The organism is Streptomyces olivaceoviridis (genome assembly GCF_014650115.1).
GTDB classification, from domain to species: Bacteria; Actinomycetota; Actinomycetes; order Streptomycetales; family Streptomycetaceae; genus Streptomyces; species Streptomyces olivaceoviridis.
In genome coordinates this window covers 468,117-486,172 of record NZ_BMUI01000001.1, presented here as the reverse complement: position 1 = coordinate 486,172, position 18,056 = coordinate 468,117, and the positions used below count along the sequence as shown (strand labels likewise).

Here is an 18,056-nt window from a genome sequence, read left to right as displayed (position 1 = left end):
CGCGGTCAGCCCCGGCGGACGGTGATCGTCGTCCAGGCGCCCACGTGCACCCGGTCGCCGTCCTGGAGCGGGACCGGCACGAACGGCTGGATCGGTTCCTCCGACATGTTGACCGTGGTGCCGTTCGTCGAGTTCTGGTCGACGACCGCCCAGCTTCCGTCCGGCTGCTGCACCAGCATCGCGTGCTGGTGCGAGACACCCGGGTCCTCCGGCGGCACCGACAGGTCGATGTCGGGGGTGTCGCCGGTGGAGTGCCGGCGGCGGCCGATGGTGACCTGGTCGCCGGTCAGCACGCGCTGCTGCTCGGGCGAGTACGCGGGCAGGTTCAGGCCCGCGGCCTCGGGGCCGGAGCGCTGCATCATCGCCATGAAGTACTCGCGGTCCGGGCCGATGGTCGCGGTCCAGGTGGTCGACCGGGGGGCCTGCGGCGCGTGCGGAGCCTGCGGTGCCTGGGGGAAGCCGCCCGGTCCGCCCGGTCCCGGCGGGGTCTGGGTGCCGCCGGGCTGCGGGTAGCCGTAGCCGCCGCCCTGACCGCCGGGGCCGGTGGACGACGGCGGGGAGATCACCCAGTCGTCGTCGGCGGCCGGGGGCCGGCGGGTCCCGCCCGGGAAGGCGGGCGGGGCCGGTTGCCCGGAGGGCTGGAACGCCTGCGGGGCACCGCCGGGACCGCCGGGCGGTGGCGCCGGACGCGAGGGGTCACCGCCGAAGCCGGAGGGGCCGGGCGCGGCCGGGCCACCGGGACGGGAGGGCTCACGCCCGAAGGGGGAGGGGCCCTGGGACCCCGGGCCCTGGCCTTGACCCTGCCCCGGGTTGCCTCCGAAGCCGGACGGGCCACCGGAACCCGGGCCGCCCGGACCGCCGGGGCCCTGGCCGCCACCGAAGCCGGACGGGCCGCCCGGACCGCCGGGACCCTGCCCCGGACCGCCGCCGAACCCGGACGGACCGGACGGGCCACCGGCGCCCGGTCCCTGCCCGGGACCGCCACCGAAGCCGGACGGGCCACCGGAACCCGGGCCACCCTGGCCACCGGGACCCTGGCCCGGCACCGCGCCCCGGCCACCGAAACCACCGGGGCCGCCGGGACCGGACGGGTTGCCGGCACCCGGGCCCTGCCCCGGACCACCCTGACCACCCTGACCGCCTTGACCCGGACCCTGGCCGAAGCCCTGCGGCGCTCCGGGCGGGCGCTGGTTGCCCGCGCCGAAGGGGGCCGGACCCGAGGGGCCGGGGGAGGTCGGCGGGCCGGACGGGGCCCGGTCGCCGCCGAACGGCGTCGGGCCCGACGGCTCGCTGTGGAAGGACGGGAGCGGCTCGGCGGGCCGGTTCACCCGCGAGGGCCGCGAACCCTGGTACTCGTACCCGTCACCCCCGCCGTACGTCGAGCTCGGCGGCTGGAACCGCGGCTGCGGCGAGCGCGGGGCGGCCGGGGTGTAGGAGGTCGCCGTGTTGGTCAGGAAGTTCCACCGGCATTCCTCGCAGAACGGCGCGCCGCCCTCGCGGGGCGTACGGCACTGCGGGCACAGCTCCGGCTCCGGGTCGGAGCCGCCGGCCGGGTGCGGCCGGGCGCCGGCCGGGCCGCCCTGCGGGGGCGGGAAGCCGTAACCGCCCGGGGGCGGCGGAGGGGGCGGAGGTACGGCACCGGCCATGCGGTGACCGCAGACCTCGCACCAGTCGTCGGAACCCGACTGGTGTCCGTTCGGGCAGGTCGGCATGTCGGTGCTTCCCCTTCTCCTACGCTTCCGAGGGTCACTTCTTCACACGAACAGTCTTGGTGGACCGGGTCTCCAGAGTCATCTCGTCCGCCTCCGCGACCCTCGTCTTCAACCGCACAGTACCTGTCACGGCGTCGACCACGTCCACCACCTTCGCAAGCAGTTTCGCAGTATCCGCGTTCCCCGAGGCGTTCGCGAGCTGAACCGCGCGCCCCAGTTTGGCGGTTGCTCCATCGAAATCCCCCGCTTTGCGAAGGTCCAGGCCCTTCTGGATGACTTGCGCCAGTTCGGCCTGCCCGGTGTAGTGGGCGACTTGGGGGCTGATCGCGGTGGAGGCGGTCATGTCGTCGGTCCAGACGGCCCGAACCAGCCCCTGCGCGCCGAGGTTTTGCGCACTTCCGTCCGGTTCCGGGATGACGAGGGAGACCCGCGCGGCGAGCATCTCCTGGCCGAGCCCGGCCGGCGGGACCGTCACGCACAGGTGGTAGTCACGGGACTCGTCGCCCCAGGAGCCGGTCGGGTAGTCCCCGGCGCGCGGCCCGGCCTCGGTGCGGCGGCCGGTCAAGTCCTCCACGGTGGGGGCGACTTGCTTGACGAACCGGATGGTCGTGCCGACGGGTGTCCACACCCGCAGGGAGACGTCGGCGACCTCCTTGCCCATCGCCGTCTCCATCATCCGCGTGAAGTCGGCGGCCAGACCGGCCGGGTCGGCGACGATGTCGGCGGTGCCGAGCAGCGCCGAGGCGATCCCTGTGACTTCTTTCACTTCCCAGTCGGTGCCCACGCCCCGCGCGTCACAGGTGAACCGGCCGGCGCAGGCGTCCAGCGTGGCCCGCAGATCCTCCGCCGACTCGTGTTCGTTGCGGCCGTCGGTGAGCAGGATGCCGTGCCGGAGGGTGACGTCCGCCGCGGACAGCAGCCGGTCGGCGAGCCGCAGCCAGGTGCCGATGGCCGTACCGCCGCCCGCGCTCAGCCGGCGCAGCGCCTGCTTGGCCTGCTCGCGGGTGGTGGCGTCGGCGACCGCGAGCCGCCCGCCGCCCGGATAGACCTCCTTGGCCACGTGCGTGCCGCCGATCACCGCGAAGCGGGTGCCGTCGCGCAGGGTGTCGATCGCGGCGGCCGTGGCGTTCCGGGCGCCCTGCATCTTGGTCGGCGGGTAGTCCATGGAACCCGAGCAGTCCACCATGAGCGCCACGGCGGCGGACGGCCCCCCGCCCGGCGGGTACACCGGTGCGGTGAGCGCGCTGCCGATGGTGCCGCCGCCGGTCGCGGTCACCGTGACGATGGCGTTGACCTCGCTGCCGCCCTCGGGCAGGTACTCGTTCTGGTAGACGTCCACCGAGAACCGCGGCACGTTCGACTTCGCGAAATTGGCCATCCTTGCTCACATCCCCCTAGGACACCTCGCCGACGCGAGGCGACGACTGTGAGCGGACCGGTCCCCACCGGTCCGCCGCGGCTTCCCCGTGCCGTTCCCCCGTCGGATACGGCCCTCAGGCCGATCCTGCCCCCTGCGGCGGCAGCGGGAACGGCAGGACCGCCACTGTTACGTTGTCGTGGCCCCCGCCGTCCAGGGCGTGGCCGACCAGCACCCGTGCGCTGTGCAGCGGGCGGGCCGCCGCGTCGAGCGGGAGGACCTCGGACATCTCCTCCGCCGTCTCGGCGTAGTTCCACAGCCCGTCGGTGCACACCACCACGGCGCCGGGCCGGTCCGGCTTGAACGACGCGGTGTGCGGCTCCAGTTCGTAGGCGTCCGCGCCGAGCCAGCCGGTGATCGCGTGGGCGCGCGCGTCGGCGTACGCCTCGGCCTCGCTCATCAGGCCGGCGGCGACCATCTGGGCGGCCCAGGAGTCGTCCTCGGTCAGCCGGGCGGGCGGTGCGGTGCGGTCGGTGGGCACCCAGTAGACGCGGCTGTCGCCGACCCAGCCGACGACCAGCAGTCCGGGGGTGACGACCGCGCCGACGATCGTGCAGGCCGGCGCGTTCTGGTGCGGGGCGTGCTCGCGGGCGGTGGCGGGTTCTTCGGCGAGCGCGTTCACGGCCTGAGCGGCGGCGACGATCGCCTCGTGCATCGCCGTCTGCGGGTGGGTGCCGCGCGGCAGCGCGGCCAGCAGGGTGTCGCCGGCCGCCCGGGAGGCGGCCAGGGAGGCGTCGTCGGGGCGGGTCGCGGACGACACACCGTCGCAGACGATCGCCAGCGCGGCCGGCGTGCCGTCGGGCAGCGTGGTGTGGCCGACGGCGAAGGCGTCCTCGTTGCGGTGGTGGCGCAGGCCGCGGTCGCTGACGGCGGCGACCGGTCCCGACTCCCGCTCCACGTGGTCGCGTTCGCGCGGCTGGGCGTGCCCGCAGTTCTCGCAGTAGCCGTCGCTGTCCACCCGGCCCGCCCGGCAGGCCACGCAGAGCTGCGCCGGGTCGGCCGGTGCGGAGGCCGGCCGGGGGGCCGGTGCCTGCAACGGGTACTCGTCGGGCTCGTCCGGCCGGTCGAACCGCACCCCGGAACCGGAGGAATGCCCCCCGCCGCCCTCGTGCCCGCCCGGCTCGGCGCCGCCCGGCCCCGCCGGGGGTGTGGCCCCCGGAGCGGCGCCGGATCCCTCGCCGGACAGGGGTGTGCCGCCCGAGTCGGTGCCCGGCAGGTCTGTCGGAAGGTGCGGCTCGGGGGAGGCCGCGGGGCCGGGTGGTCCGGGGGTGGGCCACGGCGTGCCGTCCCCGGGGCCGGCGGGGCCCGTCATGGTCAGCGTCGGATGGTCCTGCGGCGGCGCGGACACCACCGAAAGGTCGTATCCGCACGCTCCGCAGAACAGGTCACCCGACTCCACGGGCTCCGCGCAGCTCGGGCACTTCGCCAGTGCGGCCTGCTGGGGCATCTGCGACATCGACTACACCCACGTCCGGGGACGGTAACGGTTGGCCCGTTCCACCAGCTCGATCCTCTCATCACCGCCGGGCGCCAGCCGTGCCAGCGTGCGGTAGGCGCGCTCCAGGCCGAAGCGGAGGCCCCGCTCGTCCAGACCGCTGCCCAGCAGCACCCGGCCTCCGGCGGCGGGCCCGGCGCCCTGGCCCCCGGAGAGTATCCAGTCCAGCGCGCAGCCGAGCACTTCCGCCGACAACAGCTCGCGCCGCGCCGGGTCCAGGCCGTACGCCTGGAGTGCCTCGACCTGACCGGCGGCGGCCGTCAGGTCGTCCAGGAACGGTACGTCACCCGCGCTCGCGGTGCGCTGTCTCAGCCGGGCCCGGACGGCGGCGACCCGGGCGGCCGTGTAGTGGATGGAGGACTCCGGCACCGACTCCAGCGTCGTCACGGCGCCCCGCCGGTCCCCGGCCGCGAGCCGCACCCGGGCCAGCCCGAACGCGGCGCTCACGAAGCTCGGGTCGGTCGTCCACACCAGGCGGTAGTACTCGGCCGCGTTGTCCAGCTGGCCCAGCACCTCGGCGCACAGGCCGAGCGCCAGCTTGGGCGCGGCCTCGCCGGGGAAGGCGTCGTAGATCGCGTCGAAGGCGAGCGCGGCGTGCTCGAAGTCCCCGGTGACCAGCGCGGCCACGCCCCGGTACCACACCACCCGCCAGTCGTCGCCCTGTTCCTCGTCCAGCCTGGCCAGGCTCATCAGCGCACCCTGGTGGTCGCCGCTCTCCAGCCGGGCGCGGATCTGCCGGAGCCGGGTCTCCACGGTCTGCGCGGGCGCCGCCGCCAGCGCGCTCATCAGCTCGGCCGGCGCCGAGGCCGTCAGGCCCGCGAGGAAACCGGCGCCGGGGTCGTTCGGGTCGACCAGCGGGACCGGCAGGGCGAGCGCGGCGGCCGGCGCGTCGACGGGCCCGACCAGGGCCGGCGGGAGCGGGGCGGGAGGGGCGGGAGCCTTCCGCACCGGCCGGGCGCCCAGCCGGGACACGTCCCCGTGCAGCCGGGGGAACAACTCCGTGTCCGTGACCTTGGTCTCGGGCCCGAACAGCGTCGACAGCGCGGGCCGCGCCCGCCCGGTCTGGAGCGAGACGACCTCGCGCAGCACCCCCGTCAGCTGCTCGGCCATCTCCTGCGCGGAGGCGAACCGGCGGCCCGGGTCGGGGTCGGTGGCGCGCACCAGGAGCCGGTAGAAGGACTCGTAGCGGCGGAAGACCTCGATGGTGTCGGGGTCGGGCAGGGAGTCGGCGTAGACGTTGGTGTAGCCCTGGAAGTCGAAGGTCAGCACGGCGAGCGTGCGGGCCACCGTGTAGAGGTCGCTGGCCACGGACGGGCCGGACTCGGCGACCTCCGGTGCCTGGTAGCCCACCGTGCCGTAGATCGCCGACTCGTCGTCGTCCATCCGGCGGACCGCGCCCATGTCGATCAGCTTGAGCTGGTCCTCGGTCTGGATGGCGTTGTCGACCTTGAAGTCGCAGTACAGCAGGTTCCGGCTGTGCAGATGGCCGAGCGCCTCCAGCGCCTCGATGCCGTACGCGCACGCCTGCTCCACCGGCAGCGGGTCGCGGCGGCCGTCGGGCGTCCGGCGGGCGTTGGCGATCTCCTTCAGGGACTTGCCGCCGACGTACTCCATGACGATGTAGCCGTCGAGGGAGCCGGTGCGCTGGTCCAGGTGCTCCACGAAGTTGTAGATGCGCACGATGTTGGCGTGCTCGATCTCCGCGAGGAACCGCCGCTCGGAGATCGCCGCGGCCATCGCGTCCTGGTCACCGGTGTCCAGCAGGCCCTTGAGCACCACCCACCGGTCGGAGACGGCCCGGTCCACGGCCAGGTAGACCCAGCCCAGCCCGCCGTGCGCCAGGCAGCCCGCGACCTCGTACTGGCCGCGCACGATGTCCCCGGCCCGCAGCTTGGGCACGAAGGAGTACGGGTGACCGCACTTGGTGCAGAAACCTTCCGTGCGGCCCGGCCGGTCGCCCCGCGCCCGGCCGACCGGCGCCCCGCAGTCCGACCGCGAGCAGAACCGCTTCCGCTCCGGCACCTCCGGGTTCTCCAGCACCATCGCGCGCGGGTCGGGCCGCGGCACCTGCGGCACCGCGACCAGCCCGGCGCCCAGCCGCCCCCGCGAGGAGGCCCCGGAGGACGAGCCCGAACTGCGCACCGACACCGAGCGGCCCGTGGGCTTCCCGGACAGCGACCGGGACAGCCGGCCGGACACCGAGCGGCGCGACCTCGACGACTGCGAGGCCGTGCGCGCGCTGCGCGAGCTGCGGGAACTGCCGCTGTCGGACGCCCCCCGGGCGACCCCGGTGGGCGGCGAGCCCACCATGCCGGTCGCCGAGACGACCGGTGCGAGACCGCACGTGTCGCAGTACAGCTCGCCGCCGCCGACGTCCTCGTACGTCCCCTCGCAGCCCGGCCGCTGGCAGCTCTGCCCCGGCTGACTCATGACTCGCCCCCCTTACGGTCCTCCGGCGCGCTCGCGCTGCCGAGCAGTTCCGCCGCCGCCTGCTGGTAGCGCAGCACGGCCTGCTCCGCCACCCGCAGGTCGCAGGGCGCGCTCCACAGCATGCGGCGGGCCGCGTCGTACCGCTCGACCAGCAGCGGGTCCTCCGCGAGCCCGTGCCGGGCGACCTTCGCCTTGTACGCGTCGAGCCGGCCGCGCAGCTCGGCGCGGACCGCGAGCGGCGCGGTGACCGCGGTCAACGACTCGCGGGCGCGCAGCAGTTCGTCCTCCGCCTTCTCCTCCAGCGACTCCAGCAGCGGGGAGAGCCGGTGCCACTGGGCCTGCCTGCGGTACTCGGCCGCGGTCGCCAGCTGCTCCTGGAGCGCGGTCGGCGGCCCGCTCACCACCGGCACCTCGGTCGCGGCGATCTTCGCCAGCACCTCACCGCGCGCGGTACGCGCCTCGGCCAGGGTGCGGTCCGCGCGCGAGAGCACGTCCCGCAGCCGGATCAGCCGCGCCTCCGCGTCCTGCCGGACCGTCAACACGGCGTCGATCTCCCGGCGCACGTCCTCCAAGGCGCGGGCCTCACGGTCGTACACCGTCGTGTCCGGGCGTCCGCCGCCGGGCGCCGAACTGCCCTCGGCCGGCACCCAGAAGGCCAGCGGGTCGGAGACGACGTCCTCGCGCAGCCTGGTCAGCGTGCGGGTGATCCGCTCCAGGTCGTCACCGGCCGGGTGCTCGCCGGGGCGCACCCCCACCGAGTGCGCGAGCTGCCGGGTGCGCTGGAGTTCCGCGGCGAGTAAATCGATCCGCGCGGGCAGCGCCGACCAGACCGCGTCGGCGGCGACGATCATGTCCAGGCTCGTCGCGTACAGCTCGTTCATCCGCTCCACCAGCGCGGACAGCGAGAACGACTCGCTCAGCCTGCCGTTCCCGCCGCCGGGGACGGTCACGGACTCGCCGCGCAGCACCTCGGTCAGCTCCGCCAGGTCCTCCCGGCTGGACCAGCGGCGCCGGGCGCGGATCTCACGGGCGCCGCGCAGCGCGGCCGTGTAGGCGTCGAAGTACGCCCACAGCCGGGTGATCCGCGCCTCCGCGGCCTGCCAGCGCTCCTTGGTGACGCCGGTCAGCCGCGCGCCCTCGAGGAGTCTGCGGCCCGCGTGGTCCTGGAGGGCCAGCAGCGAGGTCTCGATCGCCTCGTGCTCCTGGCCGAGCCGCGCCAGCGCACGGTCCACCTCGTCCCGGTCCATCACCGGCCCGGCGGGGTCCGTGACGCCCATCGATCACCTCTCGCTTGCTGTCTGTTCCGGTCGGGTACGGCTCAACTGCTGCGCCGGTACTGCGGCGCGGGCGGCTTCGACGCGGCCGAGTCCCTGCCCAGTGTCGCCGACAGCCAGTCGTCGTACGACGTCTGCCAGCCGTGTGCGCGGTAGTCCACCAGAACGCGGTTGACCCGGCGTACCAGATCGCCGGCGTCCTTCTTCATCGCCACGCCGTAGTACTCGGTCGTGAACGGCGCGCCCTTCAGTTCGACGGTCGGGTCCTGCGCGGCCTGGCTCGCGGCGAGCGCGCCGTCGGTCACCACCGCGTCCACTTCGCCGAGTTGCAGCCGGACCAGGCAGTCCAGCTGGTTCGGCACGGTGGTGGACAGGTCGGTGGTGGCGGGCAGCCGGCCGCCCTTCTTGTCGGCTTCCAGCTTGGCGAGGGCGGTCGAACCGGCCGCGGTGCACACCTTCTTGTGCGCCAGCGAGGCGTCGTAGCCCGTGATCGGGGAGGACTTGGGGGCGAGGACCTGCTGGCCGGTCTTGAAGTAGGGCGCGGAGAAGGCGACGTGCTCCAGCCGGCCGCAGGTGATCGTCATGGTGCGGACGACCATGTCCACGCGTCCGTCCTCGATCGCCGGGATGCGCTGGTTGGTCGGTATGGCCTTGAACTGCACCGCGTCCGGGTCGCCGAGGATGTCCTCGGCGATCCGGTGGACGAGGTCGATGTCGAAGCCCTCCAGCCGGGCGCCCTCGGTGTTGGGGTTGCGGTAGCCCCAGCGGTAGCTGTTCTGGTCGACGCCGACGATCAGCTTCCGCTTGGCGCCCGTGCGTGCCTTGATCGCGTCGATCGTCGGACCGTCCGCGCCGGACGGCGCCGGCGTCCGCTCGTGCGCCTCGGCGTCCACGCACCCGTCGGCGCGGGCCTGGGCGCCGGTGACGGCCTTCTGCCCGGCCTGCCGCGCGTCGTCCGGCGCCTGCGGGGTGCACGGCAGCAGCAGGACGAACGCCGGCGCCAGCGCGCACAGCACCGCCATCGCGACGACCCCGCCCCAGCCTCGCAGGGCGGACCGCGCACGGCTCACGTCCATCGCCTTGCCCCCTGTCACCGGTACTCCGAAAGTCTGCGGCCGATGCCGGCGACGGCGCCGGCCGCGCCCAGCACCGCGAGGACGGCGGCGCCCTCCGGCAGCCCGGTCATGGCGTCCCGCCCGTCCCCGGCCGCCCGCTGGAACTCGGCCCGCTCATGGGCGATGGCCCGAGCCAGGCTGCGGTCGACGCCGTCGAAGCACTCGGCGGTCGCGCCCTTGGCGCCGATCACCTTGTCCAGCGCCTGCTGGTAGTTGCCGTTCTCGTCCTCGGCGCGGGCCGTGGCGTGGCGCTGCTTCCACACCGCCATGTCGTCCTCGGCCGCCTCGACCGGGGCGGTGCCCCCCTGGTCGTCGGCGAGCCGCGCCGCCTCGGTCAGCCCCTTGCCGAGCACGGCGATGTCCCGGTCGAAGCCGCGGTAGTAGGCGTCGTACGTCGTGCCGTCGACCGTGACGGTCTCGGCGCCGCGCGCCACCAGGCTCAGGTTCTCGTTGCCGCGCGCCTTGAGGGAGGCGATCCGGGCGTCGTGGAGCACGTTGAGCGAGCGGATGCCGTGCTCGTACGAGCCGTCGAGCCCCGACCGGGCGACCATGTGGCCCACGACCAGCCACAGCAGGGCAACGGCCGTCGCGGCGCTGGCGGCGACCAGGCCGTGGTTGAGGACGCGGTGGGTGCGCCGGTACGTGCGGTGCTGGGCCCAGCCGAGCACGGCCAGCGCGAGCAGCCCGAGCCCGATGGCGACCCACGGGTACGGCGTCGCGTCCGCGTAGTCCGCGTCGAGCCGCCGGTTCTCCGTGGTGTAGAGGTCCTCCGCCGCCGGGAGCATCTCCTTCTGCATCTTCTCGTTGGCGTACCGCAGATAGGCGCCGCCGACCGGATAGCCCTGCCGGTTGTACGTCCGGGCCCGCTCGATGAGGCCCTTGTACTCGGGCAGCAGCCGGTTCAGCCCGGCGATGGTCTCCTCGGAAGCGGAGCCCGGCTCGGCGTTGGCGGCGGCGGTGACGAGCCCGGCGGCGGCGGAGCGGATGTCCTTCTCGTACCGGTCCCTGGACTGGGCGTTCTCCTGCCCGCCCGCCAGGAACCCGCTGGAGGCCGCGGTGTTGGCGTCGGCCAGCGACCGGTAGATGCCGGCCGCGCCGTAACTGAGCGGCTGGCTGCGGTGCAGCACGTCGTCGGCGGCGGCCGAGCGGGTGCTGGTCTGCCAGGCGGTGACCGCCCCGAACGCGACGACCAGCAGCGCCAGGACGGCACCGATGATCCGCAACCGCCCCGGCTCGGTCGTCGCGGCGGCCCGCAACCGCTCGGCGCCCTCGGCGAAGGCGGTCCGGCGCGCGGGCGGCACCCCGGGGGCGACGGCCGGGGGGAACCCGGGCGGCCCTGGCTGGGCGGGGATGCCGGGGACACCGGCCGCACCGGCGGACCCGGCCGGCGGTGGCGCCGCGCTGCTCTTCGGCGGGTGTGTCACTCGACCTCCCCCATGGTCATCCGTACGCCGCCCAGTATCACCGCCCGCACTGACATCGCGCACCGGCCTTCACTGGATCTTGATCGGATCGCATCGTGCTCGGGGGCGCGTACCGGCTCACGCACCACCTCCCGTGCTGGAACACGCCGGTGACGGGGGATCGGTTCCCCGGGCGACGGGCCGGCCGGGGACGGCCTCACGGCTCGCGGTGCTCGTGGGCGGCCTGTTCCAGGGCCGCCGCCTCCGCCTCCGCCAGCCGGGTCTCCGCCGCCACGTCGATCGAGCGGGTCAGCCACCAGTACAGGAGCGCGCTGACGGGCAGGCCGACGAAGAGGGAGATGTCGGCGCCGCCCAACGCCCGCGCGGCGGGGCCGAGGAACAGGGTGCCGACGGAGAAGAACGGGACCATGGCGGCGAAGCCGACGAGGTAGGCGACGATGCCGTGCCGGCCCCAGCGGCCGTAGATGCCGTGCGGGTTGAAGATCTCGGCGATGGCGTAGTGCCCGCGGCGCACCACGTAGTAGTCCATGAGGTTCACCGCGGTCCACGGGATGAACAGGTAGAGCACCAGGAGCAGGAAGTTCTCGAAGTTCGCCAGGAAGTTCGACGTCGCGGCCAGCGCGCCGGCCAGGGAGAGCGTCGCGGTGAGGCCGAGGGTGACCAGCCGTACGGCGAGCGTCGGCCGGACCCGCCTGAACGAGTCGATGGCGCTGATGAGCGTGAGGGACCCGCCGTACATGTTCAGCGCGGTCACCGAGACCAGGCCGAGGGCCGAGAACAGCAGCACGACGGCGCCGAACCCGGTGAACACCTTGTCCCCCGCGGCGTCGATCGCCGGGATCGTCTGGAAGGTCCCCGGGCCCGCCCAGGCCGCCAGCAGCGCCCCGAGCACCATCAGCCAGATGCCGCCCAGCGCGGAGCCGAAGTAGGTCCAGTAGAAGGTCTTGCGGACGGTCACGTCCGGAGGCAGGTAACGGGAGTAGTCGGAGACGTAGATGGCCCAGCTGATCTGGTAGCCCGCGACCACGCCGAACTGCGCGAGGAACGGCGTCCACCGGAAGCCGCCGAGGTCGAAGGAGCCCGCCGGGTAGTGCAGGGTGACCAGGACGCCCACGGTGAAGATCCCGAAGATCACCAGGAAGGTGTACGTCAGGATCCGCTCGGCCTTGTGGATGATGTCGTAGCCCACCAGCGCGATGACGAGCGCGACGGCGGTCACCACGACGACCCACAGCTTGACGCCGCCGTGCAGCGTGGCGTGCAGGGAGCCGGCGGCGAGGATGCTGTTGAAGACGTTGAACCCGGCGTACTGCACATAGGCGAACAGCCACACCAGCAGCGCGCCGACGTAGCCGAACTGGGGCCGGGACTGGATCATCTGCGGCAGCCCGAGCTGGGGGCCCTGGGCGGAGTGGAAGGCCATGAAGAAGGTGCCGATGACGGTGCCGGAGACGATGGCCAGCAGTGACCAGACGAGGTTGCCGCCCTGGGTGATGCTGACCAGCCCGACCGCCAGGGTGGCGATCTGCGCGTTGGACATGAACCACAGCGGGCCCAGGTGCCAGAGCTTGCCGTGCCGCTCGTCCAGCGGGACGTAGTCGATGGACCGGACTTCGAGACCGGACACTCGTGGCTCGGCTGATGTGCTCATGACGCCTCCCGAGGTCGGGTCCGCACCTCTGGTCACATTGTTGCCCCGCTCCGCCCCCGGGACGACTCAGGATCAGCCCCCCTCCCAGTGGCCCCGCGCCCGCTCCTGCGCCCCCGCGTCCGCCCCCAGCCGGTCCAGGCCCAGCAGGACCGCTCCCAGCACCGGGCTCGCCGTCACCACGCGGACGTCGGCCTTGGGGGCGCGGGCCGCCAGGAGGGTGCGGACGGTGTCGTTCAGCTGCGGGTGGCCGGCGGTGAGGACGCTGCCGCCGAGGAGGACCGGGGTCTCCTCGTCCAGCAGGTCCAGGCGGGTCAGCGCGACCGTGGCCATCACCGTGACCTCCTCCGCGAGCCGGGTGACGATCGCGCGGGCCACCGGGTCGCCGTCCGCCGCCGTGGCGAACAGGACCGGGGTCAGCTCGTGCCGGCGGTCGTGGTCCAGGTGCTCCAGGTGCAGCGCCTCTATGAGGGCGTACATGGTCGGCAGGCCGAAGTGCGCGGGCAGGGTGCGGGCCAGGGAGGTCGGTCCGCCGCGCCCGTCCTCCGCGCGGGCCGCGTGCCACAGGGCCTCCTCCGCCAGGCCCCAGCCGCCGCCCCAGTCGCCGGAGATACGGCCGATGGCCGGGAAGCGGGCGGTACGGCCGTCGGGCAGCATGCCCACGCAGTTGATGCCCGCGCCGCACACCACCGCCACCCCGCGCGGCTCGGCGACGCCCGCGCGCAGGATCGCGAAGGTGTCGTTGCGGACCTCCACCGACGCGCCCCACGCGCGCGTGTGCAGCGCGGTCGCCAACTGCTCCTCCTCCACCGGGAGGTCGGCGTTGGCCAGACAGGCCGCGACATGGCCGACGGAGGTGACCCCGGCGTCCGCGAACGCCCGGGCGACCGGTTCCGCCAGCGCGTCCAGCGCCGCGGCCACGCCCACCACGGGCGGCCGGAAACCGCCGCCGCGAGCCGTGGCCAGCACCTCCCCGGCGGCGTTGACCACGGCCACGTCGGTCTTGCTGTTGCCCGCGTCGATGGCGAGGACCGTCAGGGGGTCAGGTGCGGTCAGGCCCACGCGAGGTGCTCCCGGTTGTGTGCGATCAGCTGGTCGGTGAGGGCGTCGGCGTACGCGTACTGGCCGATCAGGGGGTGTGCCAGCAGCGCGCGGAAGACGCGGTCCCGGCCGCCGCGCAGGGCGGCCTCCAGGGCCAGGTCCTCATAGGCCGTCACGTTCGCGATCAGGCCCGAGAAGAGCGGGTCAAGGCCGGGGACCGGGAGCGGGACCGGGCCGGCCGGGCCGACCGCCGCCTGCACCTCGATCACCGCGTCGTCCGGGAGGAAGGGCAGCGTTCCCCTGTTGAGCGCGTTCACCACCTGGTAGGGGCTGCCCCCGCCGCCCAGCAGGGCCGCCGCCAGGTCCACGGCCGCCTCCGAGTAGAAGGCCCCGCCGCGCTTGGCCAGCAGGGCCGGCTTCTCGTCCAGGGCCGGGTCGCCGTACATCGCCAGGAGTTCGCGCTCCATCGCCGCCACCTCGGCCGCCCGCGAGGGCTTCGTGCGCAGTTCCCGGACGACCTCGTCGTGCGCGTAGTAGTAGCGCAGGTAGTAGGAGGGGACGACGCCGAGGCGGTCCAGCAGGGGGCGGGGGAGGCGGACGTCGTCCGCGAGGGCCTCGCCGTGCTCGGCCAGGAGCTTCGGCAGGACGTTCTCGCCCTCCGGTCCGCCCAGACGCACACCGGTTTCCCAGGTGAGGTGGTTCAGGCCCACATGGGCCAGGTGCACATCCGCCGGGGCCGCGCCGAGCAGGGCCGCGAACTTCCGCTGGAAGCCGATCGCCACGTTGCACAGGCCGACCGCCCGGTGCCCGGCCTGGAGCAGGGCGCGGGTGACGATGCCGACCGGGTTGGTGAAGTCGATGATCCACGCGCGCGGGTTGCTCCGGCGGACCCGTTCGGCGATGTCCAGGACCACCGGGACCGTGCGCAGGGCCTTCGCCAGGCCGCCCGCGCCGGTCGTCTCCTGGCCGATGCAGCCGCACTCCAGCGGCCAGGTCTCGTCCCGCTGCCGGGCCGCCTGGCCGCCGACGCGGAGTTGGAGCAGGACGGCGTCGGCGCCGTCGATTCCCGCGTCCAGGTCGGACGTCGTGACGATCCGGCCGCCGTGGCCCTGCTTGGCGAAGATCCGCCGGGCCAGCCCGCCGACCAGCTCAAGCCGGTCCTCGGCCGGGTCGACCAGGACCAGTTCCTCGACGGGCAGGGTGTCCCTGAGGCGCGCGAAGCCGTCGACGAGTTCCGGTGTGTAGGTCGAGCCGCCGCCGACCACGGTGAGTTTCATAGCCAGTTCAACCCTTTACTCCGGTGAGGGTGACGCCCTCGACGAACGCCTTCTGGGCGAAGAAGAACACGAGGATCACGGGGGCCATGACCAGCACGGTGGCGGCCATGGTGAGGTTCCAGTCGGTGTGGTGGGCGCCCTTGAAGGACTCCAGGCCGTAGGACAGCGTCCAGGCGCCGGGGTTCTCGGACGCGTAGATCTGCGGCCCGAAGTAGTCGTTCCAGGCGTAGAAGAACTGGAAGAGGGCGACGGCGGCGATGCCCGGCTTCGCCATGGGCAGCACGACCCGCAGCAGGGTGCGCAGGTCGCCGCAGCCGTCCACCTTCGCCGCGTCCAGGTACTCGTTCGGGATCGTCATCAGGAACTGGCGCAGCAGGAAGATGGAGAACGCGTCCCCGAACGCCATCGGGACGATCAGCGGCCACAGCGTGCCCGACAGGTCCAGCTGTTTCGCCCAGAAGAGGTACATCGGGATGACGACCACCTGCGGCGGCAGCATCATCATCGAGATCACCAGCATGAGCGACAGGTTGCGGCCCCGGAAGCGGAACTTGGCGAGCGCGTACGCCACCGGGATCGAGGACACCACGGTCAGCACGGTGCCGAGACCGGCGTACAGCAGCGTGTTCTTCCACCAGGTGAGGAAGCCGGGCGTGTCGAAGACCTTGCGGTAGTTGCCCCACTCCCAGGTGTGCGGGACCAGGTCCCGGCTGAGGGCCTGGCTGTCGCTCATCAGCGAGGTCAGGAACACGAACACGAACGGCAGCGTGAAGAACAGCGCGGCGGCGACGCCGAGCGAGTGGACCGCGATCCACTCCAGCACCGCCCGGCGCCGGGCGGTGCGCTCGGCGCCGGTGACGAGCGGCGCCGGCTTCACCGGCTGCTCCAGTACTTGCGTCATGGTCAGTCACCTGCCTGGATCAGGCCGCCACGGCGCCGCATCAACAGCGTGGTGAACGCCATCGACAGGGCGAACAGCACCAGCGCCACCACACACGCCGAGCCGTAGTCGAAGCGCTGGAAGCCGAGGTTGTAGACGAGCTGGGGGAGGGTGAGCGTGGACTTGTCGGGGTAGCCGGGCTCGAACTGGGTGCCGGCGCCCTGGATCACGCCGGAGGCGACCTTCCCGGCCACCAGTGGCTGGGTGTAGTACTGCATCGTCTGGATCACGCCGGTGACGACGGCGAACATCACGATCGGGGAGATGTTCGGCAGGGTCACGTACCGGAATCGCTGCCAGGCCGAGGTGCCGTCCAGCTCCGCCGCCTCGTACTGCTCCGTCGGTACGTCGAGCAGCGCGGCCATGAAGATCACCATCAGGTCGCCGACGCCCCACAGGGCCAGCAGGGTCAGCGCCGGCTTGGACCAGGCGGGGTCGTTGAACCAGCCCGGCGCCGGCAGTCCGGCCTTCTCCAGGAGCGAGTTCACCGGGCCGGTACCGGGGTTGAGCAGGAACGCGAAGGCCATGGTGGCCGCGACCGGCGGGGCGAGGTACGGCAGGTAGAACAGGGTGCGGAAGACGCCCGTACCGGTCTTGATCTTGGTGATGAGCAGTCCGACGCCCAGCCCGAAGACCACCCGCAGGCTCACCATGATCACGACCAGCCAGAGCGTGTTGCGCAGGGCGGGCCAGAACAGCGGGTAGTGCTCGAAGACGTACGCCCAGTTCTTCCCGCCGCTCCACGTCGGCGGCCGGAAGCCGTCGTAGTGCATGAAGGAGAAGTAGAGCGTGGAGATCAGCGGGTAGGCGAAGAAGACCGCGAAGCCGATGAGCCACGGGGACATGAAGGCGAGCGTGCGCAGGGCCGAGCGCCGGCGTTTCGACGCGAGGGTCACGGCGCTCATCACTGGGCCTGCGCGATGTCCGTGTCGATCTGCGCGGCCGTCTTCTTCAGCCCGGCCTTGAGATCGGTGGCCTTGCCGCTCTCGTAGTCGTAGCCGAACTGCTGGATCGTCACCAGGTACACACCGCCGTTGACCGAGGCGGGGGTCGTGGTGGAGTCCGGGTTGGCGGCGATGTCCAGGAAGGTCTTGAACCGCGGGTCGTACTTCAGCTTCGGCGACTTCAGCGCGGCCAGCGTGGAGGGCACGTTGTGGATGTCGTTGGCGAAGCCGACCACCGCGTCCGTGTCCGTGGTCATGTACTTCACCAGTTCCCAGGCCGCGTTCTGCTTGTGGCTGGTGGCGGCGATCCCCGCGATGGTGCCGGTGATGTAGCCCTTGCCGTACTGGTCGGCCCGGTCGTCCGGGACCGGCAGCGGAGCGGTCCCGATCTCGAAGTCCGGCTTCGCCTCCTCGGCCATGCCGAGCCGCCACTCGCCGTCGAGCTGCATGGCGACCTGGCCGGTGTGGAAGGGGTGCTTGGGGCCCCATTCGTCGCCCAGCGTGGCGCGGAACCTCTCCAGCCTCTGGAATCCGCCGAGTTCGTCCACGAGCTTCTTCTGGAGCGTGAAGCCCTGGGCGAAGGCCGGGTCCTTGGCGAGGTTCGACTTGCCGTTCTTGTCGAAGTACGTCGGCGAGAACTGGCCGAGGTAGTGCTCGGTGGTGGACTCCCAGCCGTGGTAGTTCGGCATGAATCCGAGCTGTTTGTACCCGCTGCCCTGGGGGATCGTCAGCTTCTTGGCGTCGGCCTCGAATTCGGACCAGGTCTTCGGTGGGTGCGCGATGCCCGCCTTCTCGAACGCCGTCTTGTTGTAGTAGAGCCCGTACGCGTCACCGAGCAGCGGCACCGTGCAGCGGTTGCCGTCGAACCGGGTGTACTCGTTCATCGGCTTCGGGAAGGTCTTCTGCGGGTCGATCCCGGACTTCTCGAAGAACGGGTTCAGATCCACCAGCGCGCCCGAGGAGCAGAACTTGCCCACGTTGTTGGTGGTGAAGGACGAGATCACGTCCGGGGCCTTCTCGCCGCCGGCCCGCAGCGCCTGGTTGATCTTGTCGTCGGTCATGTTGCCGACGACGTTCACGTGGATGTTGGGGTGCGCGTGCTCGAAGCCGGCGACCAGCGACTTGACGGCCTTCACCTCGTTCGGCGCGCTCCAGGCGTGCCAGAAGTTGATCGTCGTGTCCTTCGAGGGATCGTCCGTGGCACCGGAGTCGGACTGGCCGGTACACGCGGCGGTGAGGAGCACGGCGGAGACAGTCAGGGCAAACGCCGCTTTTCGGGCGACTTCGGGTATGACTGTGGGCATGGCGAGGTCTCCCAGGGGGACGGGTCGGGAAAGAG

13 protein-coding genes are annotated in these 18,056 nt (G+C 72.8%); all 13 read right to left on the bottom strand.

Going from position 1 to position 18,056, the window contains the following annotated elements; all coding sequences use genetic code 11:
* Positions 1-5: 5 nt before the first annotated feature.
* The 13 genes from IE273_RS02185 to IE273_RS02125 all read right to left on the bottom strand — a co-directional run bounded on the left by IE273_RS02185 (position 6) and on the right by IE273_RS02125 (position 18,021).
* Positions 6-1,712, bottom strand: a complete 1,707-nt coding sequence (locus IE273_RS02185) for an FHA domain-containing protein (RefSeq protein ID WP_189813392.1) — start codon at positions 1,710-1,712, stop codon at positions 6-8.
* A 34-nt stretch (positions 1,713-1,746) separates the two neighbouring features.
* The gene (locus IE273_RS02180) at positions 1,747-3,090 is read right to left on the bottom strand and encodes a VWA domain-containing protein (RefSeq protein WP_189813391.1); all 1,344 of its coding nucleotides are present in this window, start codon (positions 3,088-3,090) and stop codon (positions 1,747-1,749) included.
* Between the two features lie 115 nt (positions 3,091-3,205).
* A complete protein-coding gene (locus tag IE273_RS02175) occupies positions 3,206-4,585 on the bottom strand; it encodes a PP2C family protein-serine/threonine phosphatase (RefSeq protein WP_189813390.1) in 1,380 nt (459 codons plus the stop codon).
* Between the two features lie 3 nt (positions 4,586-4,588).
* Positions 4,589-7,054 carry a serine/threonine-protein kinase gene (locus tag IE273_RS02170; RefSeq protein ID WP_189813389.1) on the bottom strand — a complete coding sequence of 822 codons (2,466 nt, stop codon included), beginning with the start codon at positions 7,052-7,054 and terminating at the stop codon, positions 4,589-4,591.
* A complete protein-coding gene (locus tag IE273_RS02165) occupies positions 7,051-8,331 on the bottom strand; it encodes a coiled-coil domain-containing protein (RefSeq protein WP_189813388.1) in 1,281 nt (426 codons plus the stop codon). Before IE273_RS02165 ends, IE273_RS02170 begins: the two co-directional genes overlap by 4 nt.
* Positions 8,332-8,372: 41 nt before the next feature.
* Complete coding sequence (locus tag IE273_RS02160) at positions 8,373-9,404, bottom strand: glutamate ABC transporter substrate-binding protein (protein WP_189813387.1); 1,032 nt, start codon at positions 9,402-9,404, stop codon at positions 8,373-8,375.
* 14 nt (positions 9,405-9,418) lie between these two features.
* Positions 9,419-10,867 (bottom strand): GlnX family signal transduction membrane protein, encoded by a 1,449-nt coding sequence (locus IE273_RS02155; protein WP_373309278.1) that lies wholly within the window; start codon positions 10,865-10,867, stop codon positions 9,419-9,421.
* 196 nt (positions 10,868-11,063) lie between these two features.
* Entirely contained in the window at positions 11,064-12,518 is a 1,455-nt protein-coding gene (locus IE273_RS02150) for a purine-cytosine permease family protein (RefSeq protein WP_189813386.1), read from the bottom strand.
* Positions 12,519-12,590: 72 nt separating this feature from the next.
* On the bottom strand, positions 12,591-13,577 hold the full coding sequence (locus IE273_RS02145; protein ID WP_189813385.1) for an N-acetylglucosamine kinase: 987 nt from the start codon (positions 13,575-13,577) through the stop codon (positions 12,591-12,593).
* On the bottom strand, positions 13,568-14,833 hold the full coding sequence (locus tag IE273_RS02140; RefSeq protein ID WP_189813384.1) for a 6-phospho-beta-glucosidase: 1,266 nt from the start codon (positions 14,831-14,833) through the stop codon (positions 13,568-13,570). The genes IE273_RS02145 and IE273_RS02140 overlap by 10 nt, the downstream gene beginning before the upstream one ends.
* A 7-nt stretch (positions 14,834-14,840) precedes the next feature.
* Positions 14,841-15,734 carry a carbohydrate ABC transporter permease gene (locus IE273_RS02135; protein WP_189813383.1) on the bottom strand — a complete coding sequence of 298 codons (894 nt, stop codon included), beginning with the start codon at positions 15,732-15,734 and terminating at the stop codon, positions 14,841-14,843.
* A gap of 2 nt (positions 15,735-15,736) precedes the next feature.
* On the bottom strand, positions 15,737-16,678 hold the full coding sequence (locus IE273_RS02130) for a carbohydrate ABC transporter permease (RefSeq protein ID WP_189813382.1): 942 nt from the start codon (positions 16,676-16,678) through the stop codon (positions 15,737-15,739).
* Positions 16,678-18,021, bottom strand: coding sequence for an ABC transporter substrate-binding protein (locus IE273_RS02125; RefSeq protein ID WP_189813381.1), 1,344 nt, complete (start codon positions 18,019-18,021; stop codon positions 16,678-16,680). The genes IE273_RS02130 and IE273_RS02125 overlap by 1 nt, the downstream gene beginning before the upstream one ends.
* Positions 18,022-18,056 lie beyond the last annotated feature (35 nt).